The sequence below is a fragment of the Sulfurimonas sp. genome, from assembly GCF_023229025.1.
Lineage (GTDB): Bacteria > Campylobacterota > Campylobacteria > Campylobacterales > Sulfurimonadaceae > Sulfurimonas.
Genome location: NZ_JALOAA010000010.1, coordinates 37909 through 61973, shown reverse-complemented (window position 1 = coordinate 61973; position 24065 = coordinate 37909). Strand labels below are relative to the sequence as shown.

25 protein-coding genes and 1 pseudogene are annotated in these 24065 nt (G+C 36.6%); 20 read left to right on the top strand and 6 right to left on the bottom strand.

What is annotated here, in order from left to right; translation table 11 throughout:
* The 4 genes and pseudogenes from M0Q20_RS04035 to M0Q20_RS04020 form a co-directional block, all read left to right on the top strand.
* Positions 1–496 (top strand): annotated as a pseudogene (locus M0Q20_RS04035) (collagenase-like protease); the annotation flags it as partial.
* Positions 497–575: 79 nt separating this feature from the next.
* Positions 576–1073: a 5-(carboxyamino)imidazole ribonucleotide mutase gene (gene purE, locus M0Q20_RS04030; RefSeq protein ID WP_295058882.1), complete on the top strand. Its 498-nt coding sequence runs from the start codon at positions 576–578 to the stop codon at positions 1071–1073.
* Between the two features lie 21 nt (positions 1074–1094).
* Positions 1095–1568 (top strand): DUF3972 domain-containing protein, encoded by a 474-nt coding sequence (locus tag M0Q20_RS04025; protein WP_295058881.1) that lies wholly within the window; start codon positions 1095–1097, stop codon positions 1566–1568.
* A gap of 8 nt (positions 1569–1576) precedes the next feature.
* Complete coding sequence (locus M0Q20_RS04020; RefSeq protein WP_295058880.1) at positions 1577–2434, top strand: ARMT1-like domain-containing protein; 858 nt, start codon at positions 1577–1579, stop codon at positions 2432–2434.
* Between the two features lie 2 nt (positions 2435–2436).
* On the opposite strand, the gene M0Q20_RS04015 is transcribed toward M0Q20_RS04020, so the two are convergent.
* Entirely contained in the window at positions 2437–2883 is a 447-nt protein-coding gene (locus M0Q20_RS04015) for a DsrE family protein (protein ID WP_295058879.1), read from the bottom strand.
* Between the two features lies 1 nt (position 2884).
* Positions 2885–3415 (bottom strand): carboxymuconolactone decarboxylase family protein, encoded by a 531-nt coding sequence (locus M0Q20_RS04010; protein WP_295058878.1) that lies wholly within the window; start codon positions 3413–3415, stop codon positions 2885–2887.
* A gap of 127 nt (positions 3416–3542) precedes the next feature.
* Here M0Q20_RS04010 and glyQ point away from each other — a divergent pair, with 127 nt between their 5' ends.
* Entirely contained in the window at positions 3543–4424 is an 882-nt protein-coding gene (gene glyQ / locus M0Q20_RS04005; RefSeq protein WP_295058877.1) for a glycine--tRNA ligase subunit alpha, read from the top strand.
* A gap of 4 nt (positions 4425–4428) precedes the next feature.
* Here the strand turns inward: glyQ and M0Q20_RS04000 are convergent, their stop codons facing one another.
* A complete protein-coding gene (locus tag M0Q20_RS04000) occupies positions 4429–5136 on the bottom strand; it encodes an SDR family NAD(P)-dependent oxidoreductase (RefSeq protein WP_295058876.1) in 708 nt (235 codons plus the stop codon).
* A gap of 215 nt (positions 5137–5351) precedes the next feature.
* On the opposite strand from M0Q20_RS04000, the gene dcm reads away from it, so the two are divergent.
* The 9 genes from dcm to M0Q20_RS03955 all read left to right on the top strand — a co-directional run bounded on the left by dcm (position 5352) and on the right by M0Q20_RS03955 (position 15611).
* Positions 5352–6665, top strand: a complete 1314-nt coding sequence (dcm, locus tag M0Q20_RS03995) for a DNA (cytosine-5-)-methyltransferase (protein WP_295058875.1) — start codon at positions 5352–5354, stop codon at positions 6663–6665.
* Positions 6662–8062 carry a Sau3AI family type II restriction endonuclease gene (locus tag M0Q20_RS03990; protein WP_295058874.1) on the top strand — a complete coding sequence of 467 codons (1401 nt, stop codon included), beginning with the start codon at positions 6662–6664 and terminating at the stop codon, positions 8060–8062. Before dcm ends, M0Q20_RS03990 begins: the two co-directional genes overlap by 4 nt.
* Before the next feature lie 23 nt (positions 8063–8085).
* A complete protein-coding gene (locus M0Q20_RS03985) occupies positions 8086–10323 on the top strand; it encodes an AAA family ATPase (RefSeq protein ID WP_295058873.1) in 2238 nt (745 codons plus the stop codon).
* Between the two features lie 70 nt (positions 10324–10393).
* The gene (locus M0Q20_RS03980; RefSeq protein ID WP_295058872.1) at positions 10394–11266 is read left to right on the top strand and encodes a TIGR01777 family oxidoreductase; all 873 of its coding nucleotides are present in this window, start codon (positions 10394–10396) and stop codon (positions 11264–11266) included.
* A gap of 14 nt (positions 11267–11280) precedes the next feature.
* Entirely contained in the window at positions 11281–11853 is a 573-nt protein-coding gene (gene amrA, locus M0Q20_RS03975; protein ID WP_295058871.1) for an AmmeMemoRadiSam system protein A, read from the top strand.
* A gap of 21 nt (positions 11854–11874) precedes the next feature.
* Positions 11875–12663, top strand: a complete 789-nt coding sequence (amrB, locus tag M0Q20_RS03970; protein WP_295058870.1) for an AmmeMemoRadiSam system protein B — start codon at positions 11875–11877, stop codon at positions 12661–12663.
* 164 nt (positions 12664–12827) lie between these two features.
* Positions 12828–13904, top strand: coding sequence for a CNNM domain-containing protein (locus M0Q20_RS03965; protein ID WP_295058869.1), 1077 nt, complete (start codon positions 12828–12830; stop codon positions 13902–13904).
* Between the two features lie 11 nt (positions 13905–13915).
* Positions 13916–14758 carry an N-carbamoylputrescine amidase gene (gene aguB, locus M0Q20_RS03960; protein WP_295058868.1) on the top strand — a complete coding sequence of 281 codons (843 nt, stop codon included), beginning with the start codon at positions 13916–13918 and terminating at the stop codon, positions 14756–14758.
* Positions 14759–14810: 52 nt separating this feature from the next.
* Complete coding sequence (locus tag M0Q20_RS03955; RefSeq protein WP_295058867.1) at positions 14811–15611, top strand: J domain-containing protein; 801 nt, start codon at positions 14811–14813, stop codon at positions 15609–15611.
* Here M0Q20_RS03955 and M0Q20_RS03950 read toward each other — a convergent pair.
* Both M0Q20_RS03950 and M0Q20_RS03945 read right to left on the bottom strand, forming a co-directional pair.
* Positions 15608–16546: a DUF234 domain-containing protein gene (locus M0Q20_RS03950; protein ID WP_295058866.1), complete on the bottom strand. Its 939-nt coding sequence runs from the start codon at positions 16544–16546 to the stop codon at positions 15608–15610. The genes M0Q20_RS03955 and M0Q20_RS03950 overlap by 4 nt on opposite strands.
* Before the next feature lie 12 nt (positions 16547–16558).
* Positions 16559–17830: a DNA polymerase IV gene (locus tag M0Q20_RS03945; RefSeq protein WP_295058865.1), complete on the bottom strand. Its 1272-nt coding sequence runs from the start codon at positions 17828–17830 to the stop codon at positions 16559–16561.
* A gap of 151 nt (positions 17831–17981) precedes the next feature.
* On the opposite strand from M0Q20_RS03945, the gene M0Q20_RS03940 reads away from it, so the two are divergent.
* Together M0Q20_RS03940 and M0Q20_RS03935 are read left to right on the top strand one after the other, a co-directional pair.
* A complete protein-coding gene (locus tag M0Q20_RS03940; protein WP_295058864.1) occupies positions 17982–18356 on the top strand; it encodes a hypothetical protein in 375 nt (124 codons plus the stop codon).
* Between the two features lie 32 nt (positions 18357–18388).
* A complete protein-coding gene (locus M0Q20_RS03935; RefSeq protein WP_295058863.1) occupies positions 18389–18826 on the top strand; it encodes a hemerythrin domain-containing protein in 438 nt (145 codons plus the stop codon).
* A gap of 16 nt (positions 18827–18842) precedes the next feature.
* On the opposite strand, the gene M0Q20_RS03930 is transcribed toward M0Q20_RS03935, so the two are convergent.
* The gene (locus M0Q20_RS03930) at positions 18843–19646 is read right to left on the bottom strand and encodes an ion transporter (RefSeq protein ID WP_295058862.1); all 804 of its coding nucleotides are present in this window, start codon (positions 19644–19646) and stop codon (positions 18843–18845) included.
* Between the two features lie 98 nt (positions 19647–19744).
* Here M0Q20_RS03930 and M0Q20_RS03925 point away from each other — a divergent pair, with 98 nt between their 5' ends.
* The 4 genes from M0Q20_RS03925 to M0Q20_RS03910 are packed head-to-tail and all read left to right on the top strand — an operon-like array spanning position 19745 to position 24065.
* Positions 19745–20215 (top strand): hypothetical protein, encoded by a 471-nt coding sequence (locus M0Q20_RS03925; RefSeq protein ID WP_295058861.1) that lies wholly within the window; start codon positions 19745–19747, stop codon positions 20213–20215.
* Positions 20208–21053 (top strand): deoxyribonuclease IV, encoded by an 846-nt coding sequence (nfo, locus tag M0Q20_RS03920; protein WP_295058860.1) that lies wholly within the window; start codon positions 20208–20210, stop codon positions 21051–21053. Before M0Q20_RS03925 ends, nfo begins: the two co-directional genes overlap by 8 nt.
* Before the next feature lie 49 nt (positions 21054–21102).
* Positions 21103–22320: an outer membrane protein transport protein gene (locus M0Q20_RS03915; protein WP_295058859.1), complete on the top strand. Its 1218-nt coding sequence runs from the start codon at positions 21103–21105 to the stop codon at positions 22318–22320.
* Between the two features lie 8 nt (positions 22321–22328).
* On the top strand, positions 22329–24065 hold the full coding sequence (locus M0Q20_RS03910) for an ATP-binding protein (RefSeq protein WP_295058858.1): 1737 nt from the start codon (positions 22329–22331) through the stop codon (positions 24063–24065).

Here is a 24065-nt window from a genome sequence, read left to right as displayed (position 1 = left end):
GGCAAAGGCCTATAGAATGGCTATAGATGACTACTATGAAGATAAGGTAGATGTTGATAAATATCAGTATGAGTTACAATCTCTTCAAAATCGCGGATATACCGATGCTTATTTAATCTCTAGACCATTTGAGAAACATGACACGCAGAGCTTGGATTTTACAATGCAACTTGGAACACATCAGGTAAGCGGAGTCGTAAATGAGGAGGGGACTCACTTCCTATGCAAATATAAAACTCTGCCTAATGATGAGCTTGAAATAGTTGCTCCGCTGGGTTCTAATATAGAACTCGTTGACAATAAGATAGGCACGACATATGAGCGTGAGGGAAGAGTTTACATGAAGCTAAAACAGCTCTTGGCTGAAAATAAAAAAGTGTGGGATGAGGTTCATAGCGGAAACACAAACCCGATAACACTTCCTCTAAAACTGCCGCCATACACCTTTTTAAGAGTTCCGGCTCATCCGGATATGGGAACGTACCCAAAAGCATAAGGGGGCTTTTTTTATACATCAAAAATAATTTAAAAAGCTATGATATAATCTCCAATCAAAAAAAAAAGGAAGATATTAGATGAAGTTTGTTTCAATTATAATAGGTAGTAAAAGCGATTACGAGGTAATGAAATCTTGTTCAGACATGTTTGAAGCATTCGGGGTTCAGTATGAGATGATAATATCTTCGGCTCATCGTTCACCGGAGAGAACAAAAGAGTATATAGCAAAAGCTGAGAAAAAAGGTGCGCAGGTTTTTATTGCAGCTGCCGGAATGGCTGCACATTTAGCAGGTGTTTTATCATCTAAGACGGTAAAGCCTATTATCGGCGTTCCTATGAGTGCGTCTGCCCTTGGTGGAATAGATGCTCTTTTATCAACTGTTCAAATGCCTGCAGGAATGCCGGTTGCTACAGTAGCGATAGGAAAAGCAGGAGCAATAAACTCGGCTTATTTAGCTATGCAGATATTAGCACTTGAGAATGAAGAGTTGGCAATTAAACTAAAAGAAGACCGTATTTCAAAAGCTAAAAAAGTTGAAATGGACTCAATGGAGATAGAGACAATCTTATCTTAAAAATTTCTAACAGGAATATGCATGAAGTGGATGAGTGATGAAGAGTATATGGAGCTTACCGGTCTGGAGATAACAGCTATTGATGATTTAGCAGACAGAGGAAAGCTGACTATAAAAGTAGAAGACGGTGTTAGATATATAGACCCGTCTAAAGGTGCAGGAGAGGTTGTTCCTGCACAACTAAAAGAGCTCTCTGCTCATAACACAAAAGAGATGGTAGTACAACCTGAGTTTGTAGAAAAAACGATAGGCACTATTATCAATCTTCATGAAAAAGTTCTTGACGCAAAAGATGAGACTCTTGCTGCTGTTAGAGTTGAAAATGAGTTTTTAAGAGAGGCGCTTGCATCTCTGCAAGAGCTCTATGATGAAGATAGAAAAACGATACATACGCTTCAAGAGCAGTTAAAACTTTCACAGCAAGAGGTTGAGTTTATGAGAAGAAAATATAAACTTATGTGGAATAAAGCTATAGAAGAACACACAGATAAGTAAGCTTTTAAATGACTATTGATGAGGCATGTATAGAGTGCATAATAAACCAGAGCGTTAAGGTTGCAAATGCCATTCATGCAGACGAAGCTCTCTCAGATGAGCTTACATCTACTGTTACAAAGATGAGTAAAGACTTCTCTTACAACGATACCCCGCCTGAAATAGCCTCCTATGTATATGAAAAAATGGCACAAATTGCAAATAAAACAGACCTTTACGATGAGGTTAAAGAGCTCTCTACAAAAAAAGCCCTCTCTTTTGTACCGCTTCTAGAAAAAGAGCTTTTAGACTCAAAAGATAAACTCCTAACCGCTATAAAAATAGCAGTAGCAGGAAATGTTATAGATCTTGCTGCAGAGGTGGAGTTTGACCTTGAAGATGAGCTAAGAGAGATATTTCATACAGAGTTTTCCCACAATGATTTTGACATATTTGAGGAGAAACTAAGTAGCGCAAAGAGTGTTTTAGTCATAGGCGATAATGTTGGAGAGCATATCTTTGACTACATGCTTATGCAGACGCTAAAAAAACTATATCCAAATGCCAAATACTCATACATGGTAAGGGGAAATCCGATTATAAATGACGTTACTATAAAAGAGGCTAAAGAGGCTGGTTTTAGTGAACTTTGTGAGCTAGTAGATAGCGGAGTAAACACTCCCGGATTTGTTTATGATAGAGCAAACAGCTACTCCAAAGAGCTTTTTGACAGCGTTGATTTGGTTATAAGTAAAGGGATGGGAAATTATGAGTGTCTGAGCCCATCACACAGGGACAATATATGCTTTTTACTCAAAGTAAAGTGCGGAGTTGTTGCCGCCTCACTAAAAAAAGAGGTAGGCGACATAATCTGTAAAGTTGTTTAAACCTACTCAAACACCATTAATGCGTAGCCACTGTTTTGGTACCCTATAGTCTCTATAAAACTGTTAGGAGATATTTTTACCTCAGGAATAACATCCTCTTTTGGAATTGTATTTGCATTTAAGCTCATGGCGCACACAACTAACTCAACCCCTCTCTCAGATAGCTTTATAAGCTGTTTTTGAGATATTTCGATTGATGCCAAATCATCTTCGTCAAGAATTATCTCATCATAGTTTTTTGAAACTATCGGCGCGCAACTTCCATGAATTGTTACTGCAAACTTTGTCCTACCGCCGTTTTTCTCAATCATATCTATTGTTCTCTCAACTAAAATCATACGACTTGCTACATACTGCATATCTTTTGCATTACAGTTAAAGACCGCTTTGTACTCTTGCGCGTTTGCCGTTATAAAAAGAGTAGATAAAATAATAAAAAAGTATCTCATGTTATTCTCCAAGTCCAAAAACATTTGAAAGTGTATTTATATAGTTAAAGTAGCCTGTAATTGCAACCGCTTCTAAAATCTGCACTTCGCTATACCCTAGAGCTTTAAGGGCATCAATCTCTTCTTTTAATATTTTGTAGTTCTCTTTTTGAGAAGCCTTGATACAAAAATTTAAAAGGGCTTTCTCTTTTGCATCGGTATCAATCGCATCGACTCCCTCTAATATCTTTTGAATTTTTTCATCACTTAAGCCAAGCATTTTTGCAATGTTTTTATGGACATCAACACACATCTTGCAGCCATTCTCTTTTGAGACTAAAAGAGCAATAGCCTCTTTGGTGTCATACGAGAGTGTAGTCTCATCAAGCAAGTATGTTTGCACCATCATGTCGGTTGCAAAGTAAATTTTCTCATCTATCGCTAAGAGTTTAAATATTTCACCGAGGTTTCCTGTTTTTTCTAAAATTGGACGTGCTCTGTCTTGAATAGCAGGAGACATCTCTTCAAATTCCGGTAGTTTTATATGTGCCATACTTTCCTCTTTTATCTATGTTGCTTGTATTGTAGTTAAAATTTTAAAATCAATCAAGCCAATAGAAAAAAAACTTAAAGTATAGCTTTGATATAATTGCAAAATTAAAAAATATTAGGGTGTATAGATGATAACTTTTAGCGAGATGCTACTTAAACTTCAAGAATTTTGGATGAAGCAAGGATGTAATATTGTACAGCCTTACGATATCACTGCAGGAGCAGGAACTTTTCATCCTGCTACATTTCTACGTTCACTAGATTCTACCCCATGGGCTGTTGCTTATGTTGCACCATCGCGCCGTCCGACTGATGGAAGGTATGGTGAAAATCCAAATCGTCTTGGAAGCTACTATCAGTTTCAAGCCCTTATAAAACCATCACCCGATAATATTCAAGAGCTTTATTTGAAATCTTTAGAGTACTTAGGACTTGATGTGAAAAATCATGATATCCGCTTTGTAGAAGATAACTGGGAGTCTCCAACACTCGGTGCTTGGGGACTTGGCTGGGAAGTTTGGCTAAACGGTATGGAAGTTACGCAGTTTACATATTTTCAACAAGTCGGCGGGATAGAGTGTAATCCTGTTGCAGTTGAGATAACTTACGGAACAGAACGCTTAGCGATGTATCTACAAGGTGTGGACACCGTATTTGACATAGTTTGGGGTGAGAATGAGCATGGAAAAACTTACTACCGCGATGTTCATAAAGAGAGTGAGATAGAGTTTTCAAAATATAACTTTGAAGTTGCAGATACTGACATGTTGTTTAAGGAGTTTGAAGCAAAAAGCAAAGAGTGCCTAAGAGCGTTAGAAGCAGAGCTTCCTTTGCCTGCATATGACCTCTGTATGATGGCAGCAAGCACTTTTAACGTTCTTGATGCCAGAAAAGCAATAAGCCAGACTGAGAGACAAAACTACATCCTAAAAATCCGTGAACTCTCACGTGGCTGCGCCGAGCTTTATAAGGCACAAGAAAAGGATAGAATCAAGAGAGTTAAGGCGTAAGACCTTAACCCGCGAGTGACTTAGTAAAATTCGCTTCAACCCCTTTTGGGTCAGTTGCAAGTCTCTCTTTTACCATCTGGGCAAAAACATCTGGAAATATATCAAATACACCCTCTTTAACCTCTTTTAGAACCCTCTTTGCCACATCAATAGGGTCTGCTTTTGGCATCTCTGAGCCTTCTGTTAGTCTTGTGTCAATTGGCCCTGCAAAAACCTCATAAACTTCGCTATCATAAGCTTTTAACTCCGCTCTTAAGGCTTGAGTAAAGGAGTGTAGAGCACTTTTTGAGATAGAGTACTTTGCCATGATGGGGAGATTGCAAAGAGCGACGATTGAAGAGATGTTAATAATTTGCATCTTATGCTCTTTTGCATACTCAAAGTAGCTTTCGCAGAGATTTGCCGTACCTTTATAGTTAACTTCTAAGTCGCTAAAGTCGCCATCAAAAACTCTTGCGTTTGAGTTAATACCGGCATTGTTGATAAGCACATCTATATCGCTCGCCTTCTCTCTTGCCGCCTTTACAGAAGAGATGTCGGTTATGTCAAGCTCCAAAAGCTCAATGTTGCTTATATCTTTTAGATGCGCAAGCGTGCTTATACTCCTAGCCGCTGCATAAATTTTTTTTGCTTTTTGCTCTAGAAGAACTTGAACAAAAGCATCTCCAAGCCCACCGTTTGCCCCTGTTACTAAAACTGTTTTGTTTTGCATGATATTTTCCTTAAAATAAATTAATCAAGATGGTAACATAAAAAGATGTCTTTGATGTGACACAAAGAGAGTTCAAGTTATCAAGAGTAAGTTTGGATATAATTTTGTAAAATAAACAAATTTATAAAAATAAAATATGTCAATCTGTCATATTTTTTAGAAGATTATTAAATTTCAATTACTATAGAACCTAATTAATTTTAGAGGAAGATAGTATGAAGATACCAAATTTATTTACATACAACATGAATGAGTTAACTATGAACATGCAAATTTCGCAATTATCGTCTATAAGAACAGTTGAATTATTTGCAGGGGTTGGCGGTTTTAGACTAGGGTTAGAAAAAGCCAGTTTTAAAAATAAGTTTTATAGCGTAGTTTGGAGCAATCAGTGGGAACCCTCTACAAAAACGCAACATGCTTCTGATATATATTGTGCTCGATTTGGTTATGAAAACCACTCAAATGATGATATATCTACTGTCGATGTTTCTCAAATTCCAGATCATGATTTACTCGTAGGCGGTTTTCCATGTCAAGATTACTCTGTTGCAAGTACTCTTAAAAACTCACATGGAATTGTTGGTAAAAAGGGTGTTTTGTGGTGGGAGATATATAGAATTTTGGAACAAAAAAAAGAAAAAGCACCAAAATATCTTCTGCTTGAAAATGTAGATAGGCTTTTAAAATCTCCTGCTTCTCAAAGGGGAAGAGATTTTGCAATTATTCTATCATCTCTTAATTCTCTTGGTTATGGAGTTGAGTGGAGAGTTATAAATGCAAGTGACTATGGAATGCCACAAAGAAGAAGAAGAGTTTTTATAATGGCATACAAAAATGGGACAAAACCGTATCTGAATTTGCAACAAAAAACACCATTTGAGTTACTGAGTAAAGATGGAATCTTTGCCAAAACATTTCCTATTAAGAGAATCCAAGAAGATGATATATTCTCCTTAAAACTCTCTAATGATTTGGTTGATATTACAGATAATTTTAATAAAAACACCCCTAATAAAAATAGTTTTTATGACTCTGGATACATGATAGAAGGAATCTGTTATACATCCGCATGTAAAGCTGAATATCGAGGAAGCTTTAGTGTACTTGGCGATTTTTTACAGGATGAAAATGATGTGCCAAAAGAGTTTTATATAAGTGATGAAGAGCTAGAAAAGTGGAAATATCACAAAAACTCAAAATCAATTGAGAGAGTAAATAAGACAACAGGACACAAATATCTCTATAGTGAAGGAAGTATGTCATTTCCAGATTGTTTAAAAAAACCTTCTAGAACAATTATAACTGGCGAAGGCGGAGCAAGCGCTTCACGCTTTAAGCATGTTGTTTGTGTTGATGGAAGGTATAGAAGATTGACACCAGTTGAATTAGAGAGATTAAATATGTTTCCAGATAATCATACAGCTGGTGTAAGTGATAGCAAAAGAGCATTTCTAATGGGAAATGCTTTAGTCGTAGGAGTGGTTGAGAGACTTGGAGAAAAATTGCTGCAAGAGTTAGAGAAATGAGAGAACTTCCATATGATATATACAGCAAAACTTCTATTGTAGCTTATGCTAAAGAGTTAATTCATCAAACATTAAGAGTTAAATGTAAATTGGAGTTTGAGCCAGATAAGATAAAAAATAAAGGAAATTTCGGTCAATTATTGGAAAAATATTATTTTTTATATGAACCAAATTCAAACTCTGAACCTGATTTTAAAGAAGCTAGACTTGAATTAAAATCTTCTCCAATAAAGAGATTAAAAAAACTGCACTATGTTTCTAAAGAGCGATTAGTTTTAAACATAATTAATTTTATGCAAGTTACTGAGCAAAGTTTTGAGAACAGCTCTTTCTGGAAAAAAAATAAAAACTTACTCTTAATTTTTTATCTTCATGAGTTAGATAAAAATTTTTTAGATTATAAAATTGAAATTGCAGATGAGTGGAGTTTCCCTGAAATTGATTTGGAAATTATAAAAAATGACTGGGAGATAATCACAAACAAAATTAAAAATGGAAAAGCTCATGAGCTTTCCGAGGGGGATACTCTTTATTTGGGAGCTTGTACAAAAGGCTCAAAAGGTGGTAACTTAAGAGAACAGCCACATTCACAAATAAAAGCAAAACAAAGAGCGTACTCATTAAAGCAAGGATATGTTAATCATATTATTGCTTCACTATCTGGAAAAAATCCAATATATGGAAAAGTCATATCATCTTTAGAAGTTGTAAAATCATCTTCTCTTGAAGAGATTGTAGTTTCAAAATTTCAATTTTACTATGGTAAGAGTGTCTCAGAAATTTTAGAGTTACTTAATATATCTATAAATAAAAAAGCAAAAAATTTTTATGCAAATCTCTCAAAAGCAATTTTAGGAATTGAGTTAAATAAAGAAATCGAAGAGTTTTCAAAAGCAGATATCATAGTTAAAACGGTGCGCCTAAAAGAAAACAATCTTCCAGCTGAGGATATATCTTTTCCCGTCTTTAAATACAATGAAATAGTTTCTCAAAAGTGGGAAGAATCGGAAATAAAAGAAATATTTGAACATAAGTTTTTGTTCATATTTTTTCAATATGAAAATAACACACTTAAATTAAAAAAAGTAAAATTTTGGAACATGCCTTATAAAGATTTGCAAGAAGTTCAGAGGGTTTGGAAAAATACAAAAAAAATAGTTAAAAATGGAAATATTGTTAAAGAAATACAAACTAATAAAGGTGGTAAACAAGTCAGAATTACAAATTTTCCATCAAAAAAGTTTAGTAAGATTTCACATGTAAGACCACATGCAATTAATGCAAATGACACTTTAAAACTTCCAGTAAAAGATAGAGTCACAAATATGCAAGATTATACAAAGCACTGTTTTTGGTTAAATAACAGTTATATCAAAAATGAAATTTATTTAAAATAGTTTATGAAGAAAAGATTTAAACTTTGAATGAAACTCTCATCGGTCAAATAGACAAAATCCTTTTTGAAGATGATGGCTTTTTTATAGCTGTTTTAAAGAGCGGTGAAAAAGTTAGCGGCACTTATCATGAGAGTGAAGTCTCTCACATAAAAGGCTCTGCCGTAACACTTAAGGGTGTGTGGGAAGAGCATAAAAAATATGGAAAAACTTTTAAGTTTGACTCAATCAAAGTAAATCAAAATGAGCTTTTTTTCTTTCTAAACAAGATTGTAAAAGGCTTTACAAAAAAACTCTCTGCCGAGCTTATTGAGCATTTTGGGAATGAAAAACTCATAGATATATTGGACAATAATATAGAGAGGCTTTTAGAGTTTAGCGGCATCAAAGCCAAGCGGCTAAAAAAGATTCAGACAAGCTGGAAGAAGTTTCGTTTTATGAGAGAGCTTGGTGAATTTTTAACTCCTTATGATGTCTCACAAGCGCTTCTTACGATAATCGCAACTGCTATGAAAGATGTAGATGAGCCACGTGAGAAGATAAAAAACAACCCCTATATTCTCACCTCCATAAATGGTATCGGTTTTAAACGAGCTGATGAGCTCGCACTTAAAATGGGAGTTGCTAAAGAGGATGACAACCGCATAAGCTCTGCAATGGATTATGTTCTTTTAAACTACTGCGAACAACAGGGAAACAGCTGTGTTTCAAAAGAGATACTATTTAGCGGGCTCAATGAACTTCTCTCCTTTGAGGGTAAAAACCACCTCTATGAAGCAGCACTTATCGAGAGAGTGAGCGAGCAGAGCATTGTTATCATGAAAAACAACCGCGTCTCCCCTGCCAGACTCTATGACTCTGAGAAGTTTTTATATGATGATTTTAAGGCTAGGGCAAAAAAAGAGAGTGGGGCGTTTGTTAAAGACTTGGATGAGTTTTTAGACTCTCATGAGCTAAAGCTTGGGCAGCAGCAAAAAGAGGCAGTTTTAAAAATCAACGAAGGTGTATCTCTGCTCTTTTTAGTCGGATATGCAGGAACGGGAAAGAGCACGACTTCAAAAACTATACTTGACTTGCTAAACACAAGATATGACAAAAAAGAGATAATGACATGTGCACTTAGCGGTATAGCTTCTCAGCGCATTGCGGATACGACAGGTTATGAGAGTGCAACAATTCAATCGCTTTTAGTTAAGTTTGAAGATAGAGATGAGTTTCCATACGCTGTTGTTCTCATAGATGAAGCCTCCATGATAAACTCCTCTCTGTTTGCAAGAGTGATGAGAAAGGTTAGCAAAAAGGCGGTAGTTATTATTGTCGGAGATGATGCACAGCTTCCGCCAATTGGCGCGGGGAATGTTTTGAGTGATGTTTTGACTCTGGAGTTGGCACCGATAGTAAAACTTACAAAGATTTACAGACAGAGTGAAGATAAAGCTATAACTTTGATTGCAAATGACATAAGAAAGGGGATAGTGCCTCAGTATAGGGATGAGTATGAGGATTTTGAGTTTATTGATGTTAGTATGCGGAACTACTACGCTCTTAAAAATCAACTCTCCCAAAATGAGCTACAAGAGATGCGAGAAGCTAACTCAAATCAGATTGTAAGCGAGATTGCCCATAAGGTTGTGGAGTCAATTAAAAAAGCAAGATACAGACTAAGCAACAAACTTATAAAAGAGTATCTGAACTATTTTCAGGTTATAACGCCTATGAAAGGCGGAGTTTTAGGTGCTAACAACCTTAATAGTGTCTTGCAGGAGTACTTCAATCCAAATCCTAAAAAAAGCGTGAAAAAGGGTGGTGTGGAGTTTAGGCTGATGGATAAAGTAGTTCATACCAAAAATGAGAACATGACATCATGGAGCGGTGAAGGTTTTAAAAGCGGTGAAGATTCTGCTCACAGGAGAATATTTAACGGCATGAGTGGACTTCTCTTTAAGATAAATGAAGATGATGAACAAGTGTTCGTATTTTATCCAAATGAGGATGTTGTGGTAGTTTATGAGTATGAAGAGCTACGTAGTCATCTGATGCTCTCATACGCACTAACTATTCATAAAGTACAAGGCATGGAGTATGATATAGTAGTTATTCCTATAAGTTTTTCTCACTATATCATGCACAATACCAAGTTGATTTACACCGCAGTTACAAGAGCAAAACATAAATGCATTCTAATAGGTGAGAGTGGGGCTTTTGAGAGCGCATGTAAGAAGCTTGAAGTAACAAGAAGAGATACGGTGCTTTTGGAGTTATAATAAAATAGTAAGGACTTTTTTATTAACTAAAACATATAATTAAAGCAGATGCAATCTCAAGGAGTCTCACATGTCAATAGGCAATAAGCTTAAAATAGCAATTTGTGGTAAAAGCGGATTAGTGGGTTCTAAACTAGAGGAGTTTTTCAATCCACAGCACAATAAAATAGTAGGTCTGAAAATACGCCAAGAGACTACAATAGAAAGTATTGCCAAACAGCTGGAGGGTTGTGACATCCTAATCAATTTAAGCGGAACAACCATCTTGGCACGTTGGAGCGATGAGTACAAAAAGGGGCTTCGCAGCAGTCGTATCGATAGCACAAAAAAAGTAGTAGATGCAATGAAGATATGTAAAGAGAAGCCGAAGCTTTTTTTGAGTGCTTCTGCCGTTGGTATTTACGACTCTAACTACTCTCATGATGATGACTCTAAAAAGTATGCCGATGATTTTTTGTCTGCCCTTTGCTTGGAGTGGGAGGCAGAGGCTAAAAAAGCAGAGCCTTTAGGTGTAAGAGTTGTACAGATGAGGTTTGGCGTGATTTTTGCAAAAGAGGGCGGTGCTATGGATAAAATACTGCCTCCTTTTAAAATGGGAGTCGGAGGGAAGCTTGGAAGTGGAACTCAGATGGTCTCATGGATACACATAGAAGATTTACTAAGAGCAGTAGAGTTTATAATAAAAACTCCTGCCATAACCGGTTCGGTAAACTTTACCTCTCCATATCCTCTCTCAAATATAGAGCAGACAAAAATTTTGGGCAAAGTTTTAAAGCGCCCGACATTTTTTTGTGTTCCCGCTTTTTTGATAAAGCTGATTTTTGGGGAGGGTGCTAATGTTATTCTTGACTCAAAAGAGGTCTACCCTTCAAGACTGCTAGAACATGGATTTGTGTTTCATTATGAAAAATTTGAAGATGCCTTAAGAGAGATAGTGGGCTAAAAAAAGGAGTTAAAATGCTAGACTCTGTTTTACTTAAAATTGCAAAAAATGCAATACTTGAGCAGTTTAATAATTCATATAGTATTAACAAGAAGCTTCTTCTTGATAAATACCCATTTTTAAACGAAGATGGTGCGACATTTGTAACACTTAAGCATGATGGGCATCTGCGGGGTTGTATAGGTACCATTGTTGCTTATCGCTCGCTCTATGACGATGTTGTTCAAAATGCCAAAGCTGCTGCATTTAAGGATCCTAGATTTAATCCGCTTTATGAAAAAGAGCTTTCACAAATTAATCTAGAAGTCTCTGTACTTAGTGAGCCAGAAATATTAGAGTATGAAGATTTTAGTGATTTACTCACAAAGGTAGAGCCTAATGTAGATGGATTAATCTTTAAGCATCATAGGTATCAGGGGACATTTTTACCTCAAGTTTGGGAGCAGCTAAAATCGCCAAAAGAGTTTTTAGAACATCTTAGTGCAAAAGCAGGATTAAGCCCATCAGCGTACGATGAGCACCCTCTCATATATAGATACAGAGTTGAAGCAATTGACGAAGAGTTTGATAAGATACCTCTGTTATAATGAAAGAAGCAGGAGATTAAAATGAAACGAATAATGAGCGTTAGTGGATCTTTTTATCCGGCGAGAGCTGTTGAGATTGAGAGATATTTTGAACATTTTAGTACGGTCTATGAGGAGGATAATGTTTTGCCTGCTATTAAAAGCAGAGCCGTGATAGTTCCTCATGCAGGTTATATCTACTCAGGTTACAGCGCAAATATAGCATATAAAGTTTTAGAAAATAGCGGGATTAAAAAGTTTGTAGTTATTGGTCCTTCTCATAAAATAGGGTTTGAAGGGGTCTCTTTATGTAACTATGAGGTCTATGAGACACCCTTTGGAGATTTAAATAACTCAAGCTTTTTGCAAAAGGCATTAAAGGAGAAGTTTGCTCTCTCATGTAATCCCGAAGCTCATATGGAGCATAGTACAGAGGTGCAGTTTCCTTTCATAAAGTACTACTTTGAAGATGCCGAGATAGTTGAGCTTGTTTACTCTTATGCAGACTCCTCTAGTTTATCTGAAATTATAGATTATGTTTTAAGTCTTGAAGATTGCGGAGTTATAATAAGTACTGATTTGAGTCACTTTCACAATCTTAGTAATGCGACTAGACTTGACAATATTTGTCTTGAAGCAGTTCAAAATATTGATATAGCCAAACTTCATAGCGGATGCGAAGCATGCGGAAAGCTTGGCGTAGAAGCACTGCTAATAAGTGCAAAAAAACTTGGGCTCAAGGCGCAGTTGCTAGATTATAGGACAAGTGCAGATGCAAGCGGAGATACGCAAAGTGTTGTCGGATACATGAGTGCATGCTTTTATAAGTAAAATATATTTACTAATATGATACAAAATGTACCTTTTTTTGATAATTCCCTTTGCTGTAACCTTAATGTGCTATAATTTGCGCAAAAATTAAAAGGAAATTTTATAATGACCCAAAGCGACCCGGCCTCGCGTAGTTTTACCCATGTTTATGTAGGAGCAATCCTATGACTCTACTCATTGTTTACCTCTCACTTGCCATTTTAATATCGTTTCTATGTTCGATTCTAGAAGCAGTATTGTTATCAAGCACAAACTCATATGTTGAAAGTTTGTCTAAAGATCATAATGAAAATCTAGTAAGTAAGCTAAAAGGCTTCAAGTCAAATATTGACAAGCCGATTTCATCAATTTTGACTGTAAACACCTTTGCCCATACAATGGGTGCAGCCGGTGTTGGTGCTCAAACACAGATTCTTTTTGGGGAGGAGTGGCAAACACTAGTTGCTTTTGTTGTAACGCTTCTTATTTTGTACCTCTCAGAGATTATTCCAAAAACTATAGGCGCGCTCTACTGGAAAAGACTTTTAGTGCCCTCTGCATATATGATTTCATTTATGATGACAATTAGCGCTCCTTTTACTTGGTTTTCATCATTTTTGACAAAGTATATCTCAAGAAACAAGAAGCATCAGAGCAACTTTTCGCGTGATGAGATTATGGCAATTGTCGCTATGGGTGAGAGAGAGGGTGCTATTTTAAGTAAAGAGAGTGATCTGATTGAGAACCTCCTAAAACTTAAAAATATTAAAGCAAAAGATATTATGACACCAAGAAGTGTTGTTTTTGCTCTGCCTAGCTCAACAACTATTGAAGAAGCGATAGAAGATGATAAAATGTACATTCACTCTCGAATCCCTATCTATGGCGAGACGCTTGATGACGTAGTCGGTATTGTCTTTAGTCAAAGAATACTTGAAGAGAGCAATGAAGATAATGACAAAACGACGTTAGAAAAGATTTCGCATGAAGTGCATATGGTATCAGAAAATATTCCTGTACCTACTCTGATAGATCAGTTCTTAAAGCGAAAAACACATCTATTTATAGTTTATGACAGTTATGGTCAAACAGTTGGTGTTGTTACTCTTGAAGATGCAATTGAGACGCTTTTGGGCGCTGAGATAGTTGATGAGATGGATGAGATTGAAGATATGCAGGTTTTTGCAAAAGATAGAAGTAAAAAGTTTCAAGACAAGATGAAGTTTGAGAGAAAAAAGATGGAAAAAGCTAAAAGCGTCTAGTGAGGTAGAAGATGGTTAAGGTTAGTGCTATTCAGATGCAGATGGGCGAAGATAAAGCTGCAAATATAGATAAAGCCGAAAGATTAGCTAGAGAGGCAGCCTCAAAAGGTGCGCAGATTATACTTCTGCCTGAGTTATTTGAGGGATTGTACTTTTGTAAAGATATGGATGAAAAATATTTCTCATGGGCATCGCCAAGGGAAGCAAACAAGCTAATAGAACGCTTTGCTAAACTTGCAAAAGAGCTTCAAGTAGTTATCTTGATAAGCTATTTTGAAAAGAGTGATGAGGGTTATTTTAACTCCTTAGTCGTCGCAGATGCCGATGGCACTATTATGGAAAACTACCGAAAAACGCATATCCCAGACGGCCCCGGATATGAAGAGAAATTCTACTTTAAACCAGGCAATACGGGCTTTAAAGTCTATGATACCAAGTATGCAAAAATAGGTGTCGGTATCTGTTGGGATCAGTGGTTTTGTGAGACGGCAAGAGCTTTAACGCTAATGGGAGCGGAGATCATCTTTTACCCGACAGCTATTGGAAGTGAGCCTGAGATTCATCTTGACTCAAAAGAGCATTGGCAGAGAGTTCAGATGGGACATGCCGCTACAAATACCGTACCCGTTGTAGTTGCAAATAGAATCGGCAAAGAGAAGGGCGAGACATGTAGCCTTGATTTTTACGGCTCATCATTTATAACAGACTATACGGGTGCAAAAATTGCAGAAGCCTCTAGAGATAAAGAGGAGATTCTTTATGCAGAGTTTGATATAGAAGATAATCAAAAGCAAAGAGAGTACTGGGGACTTATAAGAGATAGACAACCTGCAATGTATAAAAATATCTGTTAGTTTGGAACTTTTATTGCTTTGATTTAGTAAAAACTCTATAGAGGTTAAGTTGATGGATATAGTATTAAGAGATAATCTTATTCTCGTTACTACAGATTTTGATACATTAAACAGTGAGTGGATGAAGAATTTCTTGAATAATCATTCAAGAGGTATGCTTTTTTTGCCTAAAGCCGTCATGGTATTTAGAAATGAAGTTTTAGCTCAAGAGAGAGAGTTGTTCATAAGTCAATTAAGCCAGCACCACGCTTTAAAACATGACTTTTCACATGAGTTTTTTCTTCGTTCACTACTTAAGTTTGGAAATCAGCCAATTAGAATAGAGCTTAACAAACAAGAGGAACCTCAGGAGATAACTGTTAATCTCTATGCCTACAATAGTGATACAGTATTGATTTCACTGGGCTACCCAAACTCTTGGGTTTTAAGTTATCTTCGTTCGCAGCTTGAAGTTTATGTAGAGAGGGGAACGGATATATCTTTAGTCCTTGATGTCTCAGATTATAAGGCAAAAGCTAGATTAGAGAGAGCGCTTAATAAGCGAAATGTTTTGCATTACCGGATAAAGTATAGCTACAACAATCGCTTCATGAGCAAGCTCTATAGTGATTTTGCAAAATATAGTTTTGGAAATCTATGTAGCGACAAGGAAGATGAGCAAAAAAATCATTTTTATGCGGTATTGCAGTGTCCAATCGGGGCTAGTCAAAATAGTTTAAAAGAGAGTTATAAGAGGCTTGCAAAGGCGTATCATCCTGATAAGGTTTTACAAGAAGCTCCACATATGGTTGAGCACTACACACAAAAGTTTCAACTTCTTCAAGAAGCATACTCTGCACTAAGAATAAACTAAAAAAAATCCTCTATTAGCTCATCTCTTTTTATGTTTTTAACAAGTGCTTCAAAGTCTTGCGCGCTATATAGGGCAAGCTTTTTGCCTTGATGGCTTAGAAGCTCTTTGGAAAAACCTCTTTTTGAAAACAGAACCGCTTGTGTCGGTTCAATACCGAGTTTTTGGCACTTATCTAAAAGTTTATGCAACTCACTTTTATTTACTTTGCGATTTGACCATTTGCACTCTGCGACATAAATTTTCTCATCTTTAGTTATAGTAAGTATATCTATCTCTATATTTGCACTCCAGTAGCTCCCAGAGCTTAAAATCTGAGAATCTCTGAGATTGTAGTTTAGTAAAACCTCTGATAACTCTTCAAAAACTAGACTTGTATAACTATGCCTTCTCTTGTTAAAATCTTTAAAAAAATTATCGTAATTACCCTCTTGTATCTCTTTTGTATATGGAGCTACAAAGTAGAACCAAAATCTTACAAAAGGGTGAGTGAAGAGAACTTTGTGAGAGATTCTATATCTTGCGACCTCTCTTTTGAGTTTGCCTTTTGGGTTAAGGCTACGAGCTGGCTCCTCTCTTGAGAACTCTATTTGAATAAGCCCTTTTTGCTCTAGAAAATTTAGAGCACTTCCACCGTTTGCGTTGTTAAGACCGGCTCTGTTAAAAGCTGAAAATATCTTTCTATCACCTACGGCTAAAGCACGCAAAAGACGCAAACAACCTCTGTCAGCCATAGTTAAGTCTTCTATCTTTTTTCTTAAAAGTACAAACCTATCAAGGATTAGCTCTTTGATTAAAGCAGTCGCCTCTTGGGTTGTATCTACTTCCCAACCAAGTCCACCAAAGATTGAAAAATACTCAATCTGAGTCTCCATATCATCTGGATAATTTCTTGAATAAAATGAGCGAAACTGCTCCAAAAGTTTGTTCTTTATCATTCTTCTATTCTATCATAATTCACTTCCCCATTTCAACACATCTATACCGTATTTCTCTCTTATATCTTGCGAATATTTGGTCAATCTTTGCATCTTCTGTTCATCATTAAAACCGATAAGAGAGAGCTCTCTTTTTGACTCTCTAGTAAAGCTTGAGCAGTTTATGCTTATACGAATAGCATGGAGTCTTTTGTGAATGTCGGCTTCATTGAATAGGGATTGACATAGAGAGTCAAATTTTTTCTCTGTAAAAACCTCACAAAGTGTTATGTTTTTATGAGATTTTTGCTTCATCTCATAAGCGATGCCAAGATGAAAAACGGTAGGAATTACTTTGAGTTTTAAGATGGCAAAACTAAGATGACGAGCAAGAACATGCACTCTTCTTCTGAGTTCACTTCTATCATAAAGAGGGTCAAAAGTTCGAGAGATACCGATGCTTTTTCTTAGATGTTTTGTCTGAATCTCTTCATCACTCTGCCCAGTTACTCTTGCATATAGCTCTTTAGCATAAGGTCCCCAAGACTCAACTGTTCCTCGTCTATTTTTCAAATCCCCAAGAGTATGAATCTGGACAGAGCTTAGTTTTTCTTTCATACTTTTGCCTATCCCAGCAAACTCTCCTACCGGAATTTTATCTATGAAACTATCCATTTCATGGGCATAAACGACTCTGCTGCCAAAGGGTTTTGCATGAGATGTTGCAAGCTTTGCAATATAGCGGGTCTTTGCCGCGCCGATAGAGACGGGGAGTTTAGTGACTTTTTTTATCTCATGACGCAAATCATCGATAAAACGAGGCACATCCTCATCATCTACCCAACCGCTTAAATCTCCGAAAAACTCATCAATGCTTGCCTGCTCGACTAAAGGAATCTTGGTTTGCAAAAATTCATGAAGCTCATGAGAGAGTTTTTGATAAAGCGTCATGTTGGGTGCTTTTATAATAAGCTGTGGACATAATGTCAAAGCCTCTCTTATGCTCATAGCAGTTTTTACGCCGTAAGCTCTTGCCTCATAACTTGAAGTTGTCAGTATGCCTCTAACTCTACCGTCCGCATCTCTAAAGGCGTTTAAGTCATCATCACTCTTCTCATAAGTTTTATAAAAAGTAGGCACAAACGAGCCGGAGTTCTCAAAGTTTACCGTCTGTTTTTTAGCATCCTTGCTAAATATCTTCGTATCACTCCGCCCACCTATTGCAACAGGTTTACGCTCAAGCGATGGGTCATTTATGCGAGCGGCACTTACGAAAAAGCAATCTATATCTATGTGTATTTTCATAAATTGATTATATATAAATTTGTAAGCAAAGGTTTAAAATATGGCAAATTGACATAAAAGCTCTTAGAGACAAGAGTCTTGTTTGATGATTGTCAATTAAATTTTTGTAAGAAAAGAGTATAATTTTTTCCAAATTAAATTAGGGTGAAAAATGTCTAATATTAATAATTTTATAACTCAAGAGCACAATGTTTGTGATGAGATTTTTGCACACATAGAAGATGTTGTTGCAAATAAAAGTTTTAATAAATCAAAGAGAAGGTTTATATTTACTTGGATTGACAGGTTACAACTGTTTCACACAGTAATATTTTGGAGCATAATAATAGCAGGGATGCTTAAAATAAGTCATAGCATCACTATTGAGTGGGGAACTTTGATACAGTTATGGATACTCAACTTGTTTGTGTATGTATTTTTATCTATAGCAAACTATCTTAAATTAAGCATAGTGTTTATATATGTATATCTATTTTACATGACCCTTTATGTGAGTATGATTTCTTATGCACTTTATAGATTTTAATCAAATTTAAAAAAAAACAACGAGGATAAAAAATGTCTAATATTAAAGAGTTTATGACTCAAGATCATAGAGATTGTGATGAAATTTTTGCGCAGATGGAAGATGCAGTTGCTTCTAAGAGTGATGAGGCATTATCAAAGTTTGAAGAGTTTTCTGATGCTTTGACAAACCACTTTAAGATGGAGGAGATGGTTCTTTTTCCACAGTTTGAAAATGCATCAGGTATGACTCAGGGTCCAACTCAGGTTATGGTGATGGAGCATGAGCAGATGAGAGAGCTTCTCTCAAAGATGGAGGATGCTATCCAAGCCAAAGATAATGATAAGTTTTTTGGTATCTCTGAGACTCTTATGATATTAATGCAACAGCATAATATGAAAGAGGAGCAGATGCTATATACTATGATTCAAGAGCACTTAGGTGACGATGCAGATCATATCATTTCACGCATGAGAACTGTTGCATACTAACCTAGCACCGTTTAAGCTAGGTTTTTATACCTGCTCTTATCAAGGATTTTAGCTCTGTAATCTCTTCTCTTAGCTTTACAAGTTCACTATTTGTACTGTTGTTTGCTACTTGAACTTCTTCAACTATATGCTCTTGCTCTTTTTTGTTTATAATCGACATCGCATCAACTACTATAGCAACAATGAGGTTTATCATAACAAATGTAACTATAAAGATAAACGGCACAAAAAATATCCATGCAAGCGGGTAAACCTCCATGATAGGGCGAACTATTCCCATAGACCAAGATTCTAGTGTCATGATTTGAAAGAGCGTATAAAAAGATTCGCCTAAAGTTCCAAACCATTGGGGAAACTTCTCGGAATATAGCTGTGTAGCCATAATTGCAAAGATATAAAAAAAGAGACTCATAAGAGCGGCGATTGAGAGCATACCGGGGATAACACTTATAAGTGCGGAGACAATTTTTCTCATCTGCGGAACTACCGTTACTAATCTAAAGAGCCTTAGAACCCTCAAAACTCTTAAAATCTCAAAGCCTGCACTTAGCGGAACTAGTGAAATTGCAACGATTGTAAAGTCAAAAATACTCCATGGATCTTTAAAAAAAGAGAGCCTGTGAACATAGATTCTCATCACTATCTCTACCGTAAATACTGAAATTACAAATGTATTAAAGAGTGAAGTAAATGAAGCAAAATTAACCATAAACTCTTTTGAAGTCTCAAGCCCCATAGTTATGCCGTTTAGTATAATTAGTAAAGTTATAAAATTTGTGAAGTTTTTGCTTTGAACAACTGCTTGGATTTTACCGTACATGCGCATCCTTTAATTTTTTTTGGAATTTTATCACTCTTTAAATAATATTTGGTGGCTATGTTTTATGATTTGTAGTTTTATGTTGGTACAATTCGCTTATGAAATATATATTACTTGTTTTCACTCTTTTTTTTAGCTCATGCGGCATAAAAAACTATGAGCATACACAGACAAAAATCATTACCATAAAATCGCCAAAGATTAAGTTCTCAGACGTTGGTTATCTTCGTAACAGTGACAAATCAATAGAGCTTGAACTCTTTATGGCAGGCAAAAGCATAGAGAAGATAGCTATAAATCATCTTATTTGCGTTAGTGACGGCTGTATGAGCAAAAGAGGTTTCAACAAAGATTATCTAAATGAAGCATATCCGGATGACACGCTTCAAAACATACTGCTCTCAAAAGCAATTTACAACGGTATAAATCTAAGTAAAACTGCGGGTGGATTTACTCAAAAGATTCAAGATAAAGAGGTTGATATAAGCTATAGAGTGGAGTCAAAGGGTGTTTTTTTTAAAGATAGAAAAAATTCAATAATATTTAATATAAAGGATTTAGATGAGTAAGTTTGTAGGCGCACATGTAAGTGCAAGCGGAGGAGTTTTTAATGCGGTAGAAAATGCCGTGGCTATCGGTGCAAAAGCGTTTGCACTCTTTACCAAAAACCAAAGGCAATGGAGTGCTAAAGAGCTTGATAGCGAGACGATAGATAAGTTCAAGGAGGCGTTAGACAAAAGCGGGATTTTGCCCAAACATATACTTCCTCATGACAGCTATCTTATAAATCTCGGGCATCCTGAAGCCGACAAAAGAGAAAAATCGATGGATGCATTTCTAGATGAGGTGCAAAGATGTGAACTATTAGGATTAGATAGACTTAATTTTCATCCGGGAAGCCATCTTAAGAAGATAAGTGAAGATGAGTCTCTTGATAAAATTGCAGATGCTATGAATAGAACTCTAGATAAAACAAGCGGCGTTAGTCTTGTTCTTGAAAATACCGCAGGGCAAGGAAGCAATCTCGGTTGGAAGTTTGAGCATCTAGCGCAAATTATAGACAAAGTAGAGGATAAAAGCCGTGTTGGAGTCTGCATCGATACATGTCATATGTTTACTGCGGGTTATGATATAAGGACAAGAGAGGCGTATGATAAAACTTGGAGTGAGTTTGATAAAGTTATCGGCTTTAAGTATCTTATGGGGATGCATATAAACGACTCAAAAGCAAAATTTGCTTCACGTGTAGATAGACATCACTCACTTGGAAAAGGCGAGATTGGACTTGATGCATTTAGATTTATCATGAATGATAAGAGAATGGATGATATTCCGCTTATCTTAGAGACTATTGATGATAGTATCTGGAAAGAGGAGATAGAGCTTTTATACTCTTTTGTAGATTAAGGGCTATTTGTGTAAAATCAGCTCTTTTAATAGAGGTGGGGGATATAAATTGTTGAGAAGTATTGTTCTGTTTTTAGCACTAGGAATTACTCTGTTTGCCAGTGGCTATAAGATTCCGGAGACTTCGCTTGGCTCTGTTGCACTTAGTGCCGCAAATGTTGCACATGCAAGTGGTGCCGATGCCGCATACTATAACCCTGCAAATATGATTTTTATGAAAGATGAAGCGGTTATGGAAGCAAATCTAATCTATATCGGACTTAGCGATGTAGATTATGAAGCGGCGGGCATAGATATAAACTCAAAAAAAGAGAACTTTTTTGTTCCCTCTCTTGGCTATGTTTCACCAGAGATTAGCGGTGCTCGCTTTGGGCTTAGCATAGTATCTCCTGCCGGTCTCTCAAAGAGGTGGGAAGATGCGCCTGCTATATACAGTGCACAAGAGTTTACGCTTAAAACTCTTGAAATAAACCCGAGTGTTGCACTTCCTATAGGCGATAAAGTTGCTGTTGCTTTAGGTCTTAGGGCTATCTATTCAGAGGGAGTGGTAAAGAGTACCTCGCCTACCGCATTGCGCGATATGAATGGCGACTCTATAGATTTTGGATATAATCTGGCACTATCATATAAGCCGACACCTGAATTTGAGGCGGCTTTGACATACCGCTCAAAAGTAGATTTAAGCATCGATGGGGATGCTACACTCTTTTATAGAGACACTACAAATAAATTTGGCGGCGGGCTTGGCGCTATATATAGGTCAAACAGCAGTGCATCGGTAGATGTAGTTGTTCCTGCACTTTTTAATGCGGCTGTTGCTTATACTTTTTTAAGCGATACAACTATAGAGTTTGTCTATGAGAGAAATTTTTGGTCTGAGTATAAGGAGCTTGATTTTAATTATGGTGCAGGCGTAGATCCTGTTACAAATCTTGTTTTTGGTGAGCCGGTTGCAAAAAACTGGAAAGACTCAAGTGCTTATCGTCTGGGTATTACTCAAAAATTAGATAAATTTACTCTAATGGGCGGTATTATTATAGATGAGTCACCTGTACCTGAAACGACATTAGGGTTTGAGATGCCCGGTAGTGACTCCGTTTCGTTCTCTTTTGGTTCAAGATATCAAATAGATAAGAAGATAAGTATAGGGTTAGCCGCTCTTTACTCCATAAGAGAAGATAGAACGGTCTCAAACGCTAAGCTAGATGGAGAGTTTTCAAACTCAAATGTATTGATAATCTCATCTGCAATAGAATATAAATTTTAAGGAAATAATTGGAAACATTAATCGATTTTTTAGAAGCGAAAGATATAGAAAAAACGCTTATTTACGCACAGCTAAAGTGTAGCAAAACAGAAGCACGCTTGTTGCAGACACTTGCGAAAAGATATATGCGAGGAGAAGATGATGCTGTTATACTTGATCTTTTGCAAGAGATTTACGGCGAAGAAAAGTATGAAGCAATTAAGCATATTTCAGAGGTAAAGCTTCTCTTAGAACTAGGCTGGCTTCATCAGCAAAGCTTTACGCCTATAAAGATTTCAGAAGTAACACCTCTAGAGCTTTTAAACAGCGCAGTCGGTCTCTCGCCGTCATTTTTAAAACTGCTTCAAGAGGGAGCCTTAGAGAGTGAACTGCCTGACATTAAGCCATACTCTGATCATCTTGAGTATCTTCAAGATCAGTTTTTACGAATAGACCTCTACCAAAAGATGAGTGCAATCCGCCAAAATGTACATGAGCACTCTTTGGGGATTGATAGAACTCAGGCTAAGTTGAAAATATTAGAAAAGCGTATAGAAGATAGAGTCGCACAGACTCCGGAAAAATTGGTGCTTGATAAGTTTTTCAAGCAAAAAAAGATGGACTCAAAAGAGCAGGTTATTTTTCTAGCCCTTCTTCGTGAGGAGTATAGTGCCACAGACTCATCCCTGCGTGATATGAACACGCTAATTGAGCTGATATCGCTTGATGAGTATGAGCGTATAAAAAACCGCTCTCTTTTAGAGGATGGCTCAAACCTTATAAATGAGGGAATTATTGATTATGAGGAGATGCTTAATCCTTTTGGAGGAATTTCACGTGCATTTTATATTGTCGATGATGTTCTTCAAAGCATTATTCATCCACAAAAAAACAAAAAAGTTCGTCGTATAAAACTTAATACTCTTATAGATGAGCAGGATATTTTTGAGCTTGTAGAGCCTGAGACCTCACTAGAAGATGTCGTACTTGCGCATGATACTCAAGAGACACTCCAAAATCTTATGAGACAGCTAGATAAAGAGGTTGTTGGCAGACTTGTAGAGTGGGGTGTAAAAGATAAAAAGAGCGGTATTGATGCAAGAATAATCTTCTACGGAGCAGCAGGAACGGGTAAAACCATGACGGCATATTCGCTTGCAAAATCTCTAAAGCGTCAGGTTTTAGCATTTGACTGCTCAAAGATTCTTTCTATGTATGTAGGAGAGAGTGAAAAAAATGTTCGTAAGATTTTTGATACTTTTTACGATTTGTGTGAAAAAACAAAGACAGAGCCGATACTTCTACTAAATGAAGCAGATCAGTTTTTGGGTGCACGCTCAAGCGGAGCAAGCAGCGGAGCTGATCAGATGCATAACCAGATGCAAAATATCTTTTTGGAGCAGATAGAGAAGTTTAGGGGCGTACTTATCGCTACTACAAACCTTTTAGAAAACATAGACAAGGCATTCTCAAGACGCTTCAACTACAAGATAGAGTTTAAAAAACCAAACAAAGAGCAGAGACTCTCTCTTTGGAACAAGATGCTTCCCGTAAATGCTCCTTATGAGGACGGTTTTGATGTAAATGAGCTTGCAAGTTACTCACTAACGGGCGGGCAGATAAATCTAATTATAAAAAATACGGCATATAGAGTCGCAGTAAGAGAAGAACCGCTCTTTACTTTAGAAGATTTTGAGCAAGAGATTAAAAAAGAGAAAGACGCAAGTTTTGACAGTGAAAAACTTATGGGGTTTTTAAATAAATAA

Excerpts from the sequence above, each read along its gene's own strand:
- purE (WP_295058882.1), top strand. The coding sequence starts at position 576 with ATGAAGTTTGTTTCAATTATAATAGGTAGTAAAAGCGATTACGAGGTA.
- M0Q20_RS04025 (WP_295058881.1), top strand. The coding sequence starts at position 1,095 with ATGAAGTGGATGAGTGATGAAGAGTATATGGAGCTTACCGGTCTGGAG.
- M0Q20_RS04020 (WP_295058880.1), top strand. The coding sequence starts at position 1,577 with ATGACTATTGATGAGGCATGTATAGAGTGCATAATAAACCAGAGCGTT.
- M0Q20_RS04015 (WP_295058879.1), bottom strand. The coding sequence starts at position 2,883 with ATGAGATACTTTTTTATTATTTTATCTACTCTTTTTATAACGGCAAAC.
- M0Q20_RS04010 (WP_295058878.1), bottom strand. The coding sequence starts at position 3,415 with ATGGCACATATAAAACTACCGGAATTTGAAGAGATGTCTCCTGCTATT.
- glyQ (WP_295058877.1), top strand. The coding sequence starts at position 3,543 with ATGATAACTTTTAGCGAGATGCTACTTAAACTTCAAGAATTTTGGATG.
- M0Q20_RS04000 (WP_295058876.1), bottom strand. The coding sequence starts at position 5,136 with ATGCAAAACAAAACAGTTTTAGTAACAGGGGCAAACGGTGGGCTTGGA.
- dcm (WP_295058875.1), top strand. The coding sequence starts at position 5,352 with ATGAAGATACCAAATTTATTTACATACAACATGAATGAGTTAACTATG.
- M0Q20_RS03990 (WP_295058874.1), top strand. The coding sequence starts at position 6,662 with ATGAGAGAACTTCCATATGATATATACAGCAAAACTTCTATTGTAGCT.
- M0Q20_RS03980 (WP_295058872.1), top strand. The coding sequence starts at position 10,394 with ATGTCAATAGGCAATAAGCTTAAAATAGCAATTTGTGGTAAAAGCGGA.
- amrA (WP_295058871.1), top strand. The coding sequence starts at position 11,281 with ATGCTAGACTCTGTTTTACTTAAAATTGCAAAAAATGCAATACTTGAG.
- amrB (WP_295058870.1), top strand. The coding sequence starts at position 11,875 with ATGAAACGAATAATGAGCGTTAGTGGATCTTTTTATCCGGCGAGAGCT.
- M0Q20_RS03965 (WP_295058869.1), top strand. The coding sequence starts at position 12,828 with ATGACTCTACTCATTGTTTACCTCTCACTTGCCATTTTAATATCGTTT.
- aguB (WP_295058868.1), top strand. The coding sequence starts at position 13,916 with ATGGTTAAGGTTAGTGCTATTCAGATGCAGATGGGCGAAGATAAAGCT.
- M0Q20_RS03955 (WP_295058867.1), top strand. The coding sequence starts at position 14,811 with ATGGATATAGTATTAAGAGATAATCTTATTCTCGTTACTACAGATTTT.
- M0Q20_RS03950 (WP_295058866.1), bottom strand. The coding sequence starts at position 16,546 with ATGATAAAGAACAAACTTTTGGAGCAGTTTCGCTCATTTTATTCAAGA.
- M0Q20_RS03945 (WP_295058865.1), bottom strand. The coding sequence starts at position 17,830 with ATGAAAATACACATAGATATAGATTGCTTTTTCGTAAGTGCCGCTCGC.
- M0Q20_RS03940 (WP_295058864.1), top strand. The coding sequence starts at position 17,982 with ATGTCTAATATTAATAATTTTATAACTCAAGAGCACAATGTTTGTGAT.
- M0Q20_RS03935 (WP_295058863.1), top strand. The coding sequence starts at position 18,389 with ATGTCTAATATTAAAGAGTTTATGACTCAAGATCATAGAGATTGTGAT.
- M0Q20_RS03930 (WP_295058862.1), bottom strand. The coding sequence starts at position 19,646 with ATGTACGGTAAAATCCAAGCAGTTGTTCAAAGCAAAAACTTCACAAAT.
- M0Q20_RS03925 (WP_295058861.1), top strand. The coding sequence starts at position 19,745 with ATGAAATATATATTACTTGTTTTCACTCTTTTTTTTAGCTCATGCGGC.
- nfo (WP_295058860.1), top strand. The coding sequence starts at position 20,208 with ATGAGTAAGTTTGTAGGCGCACATGTAAGTGCAAGCGGAGGAGTTTTT.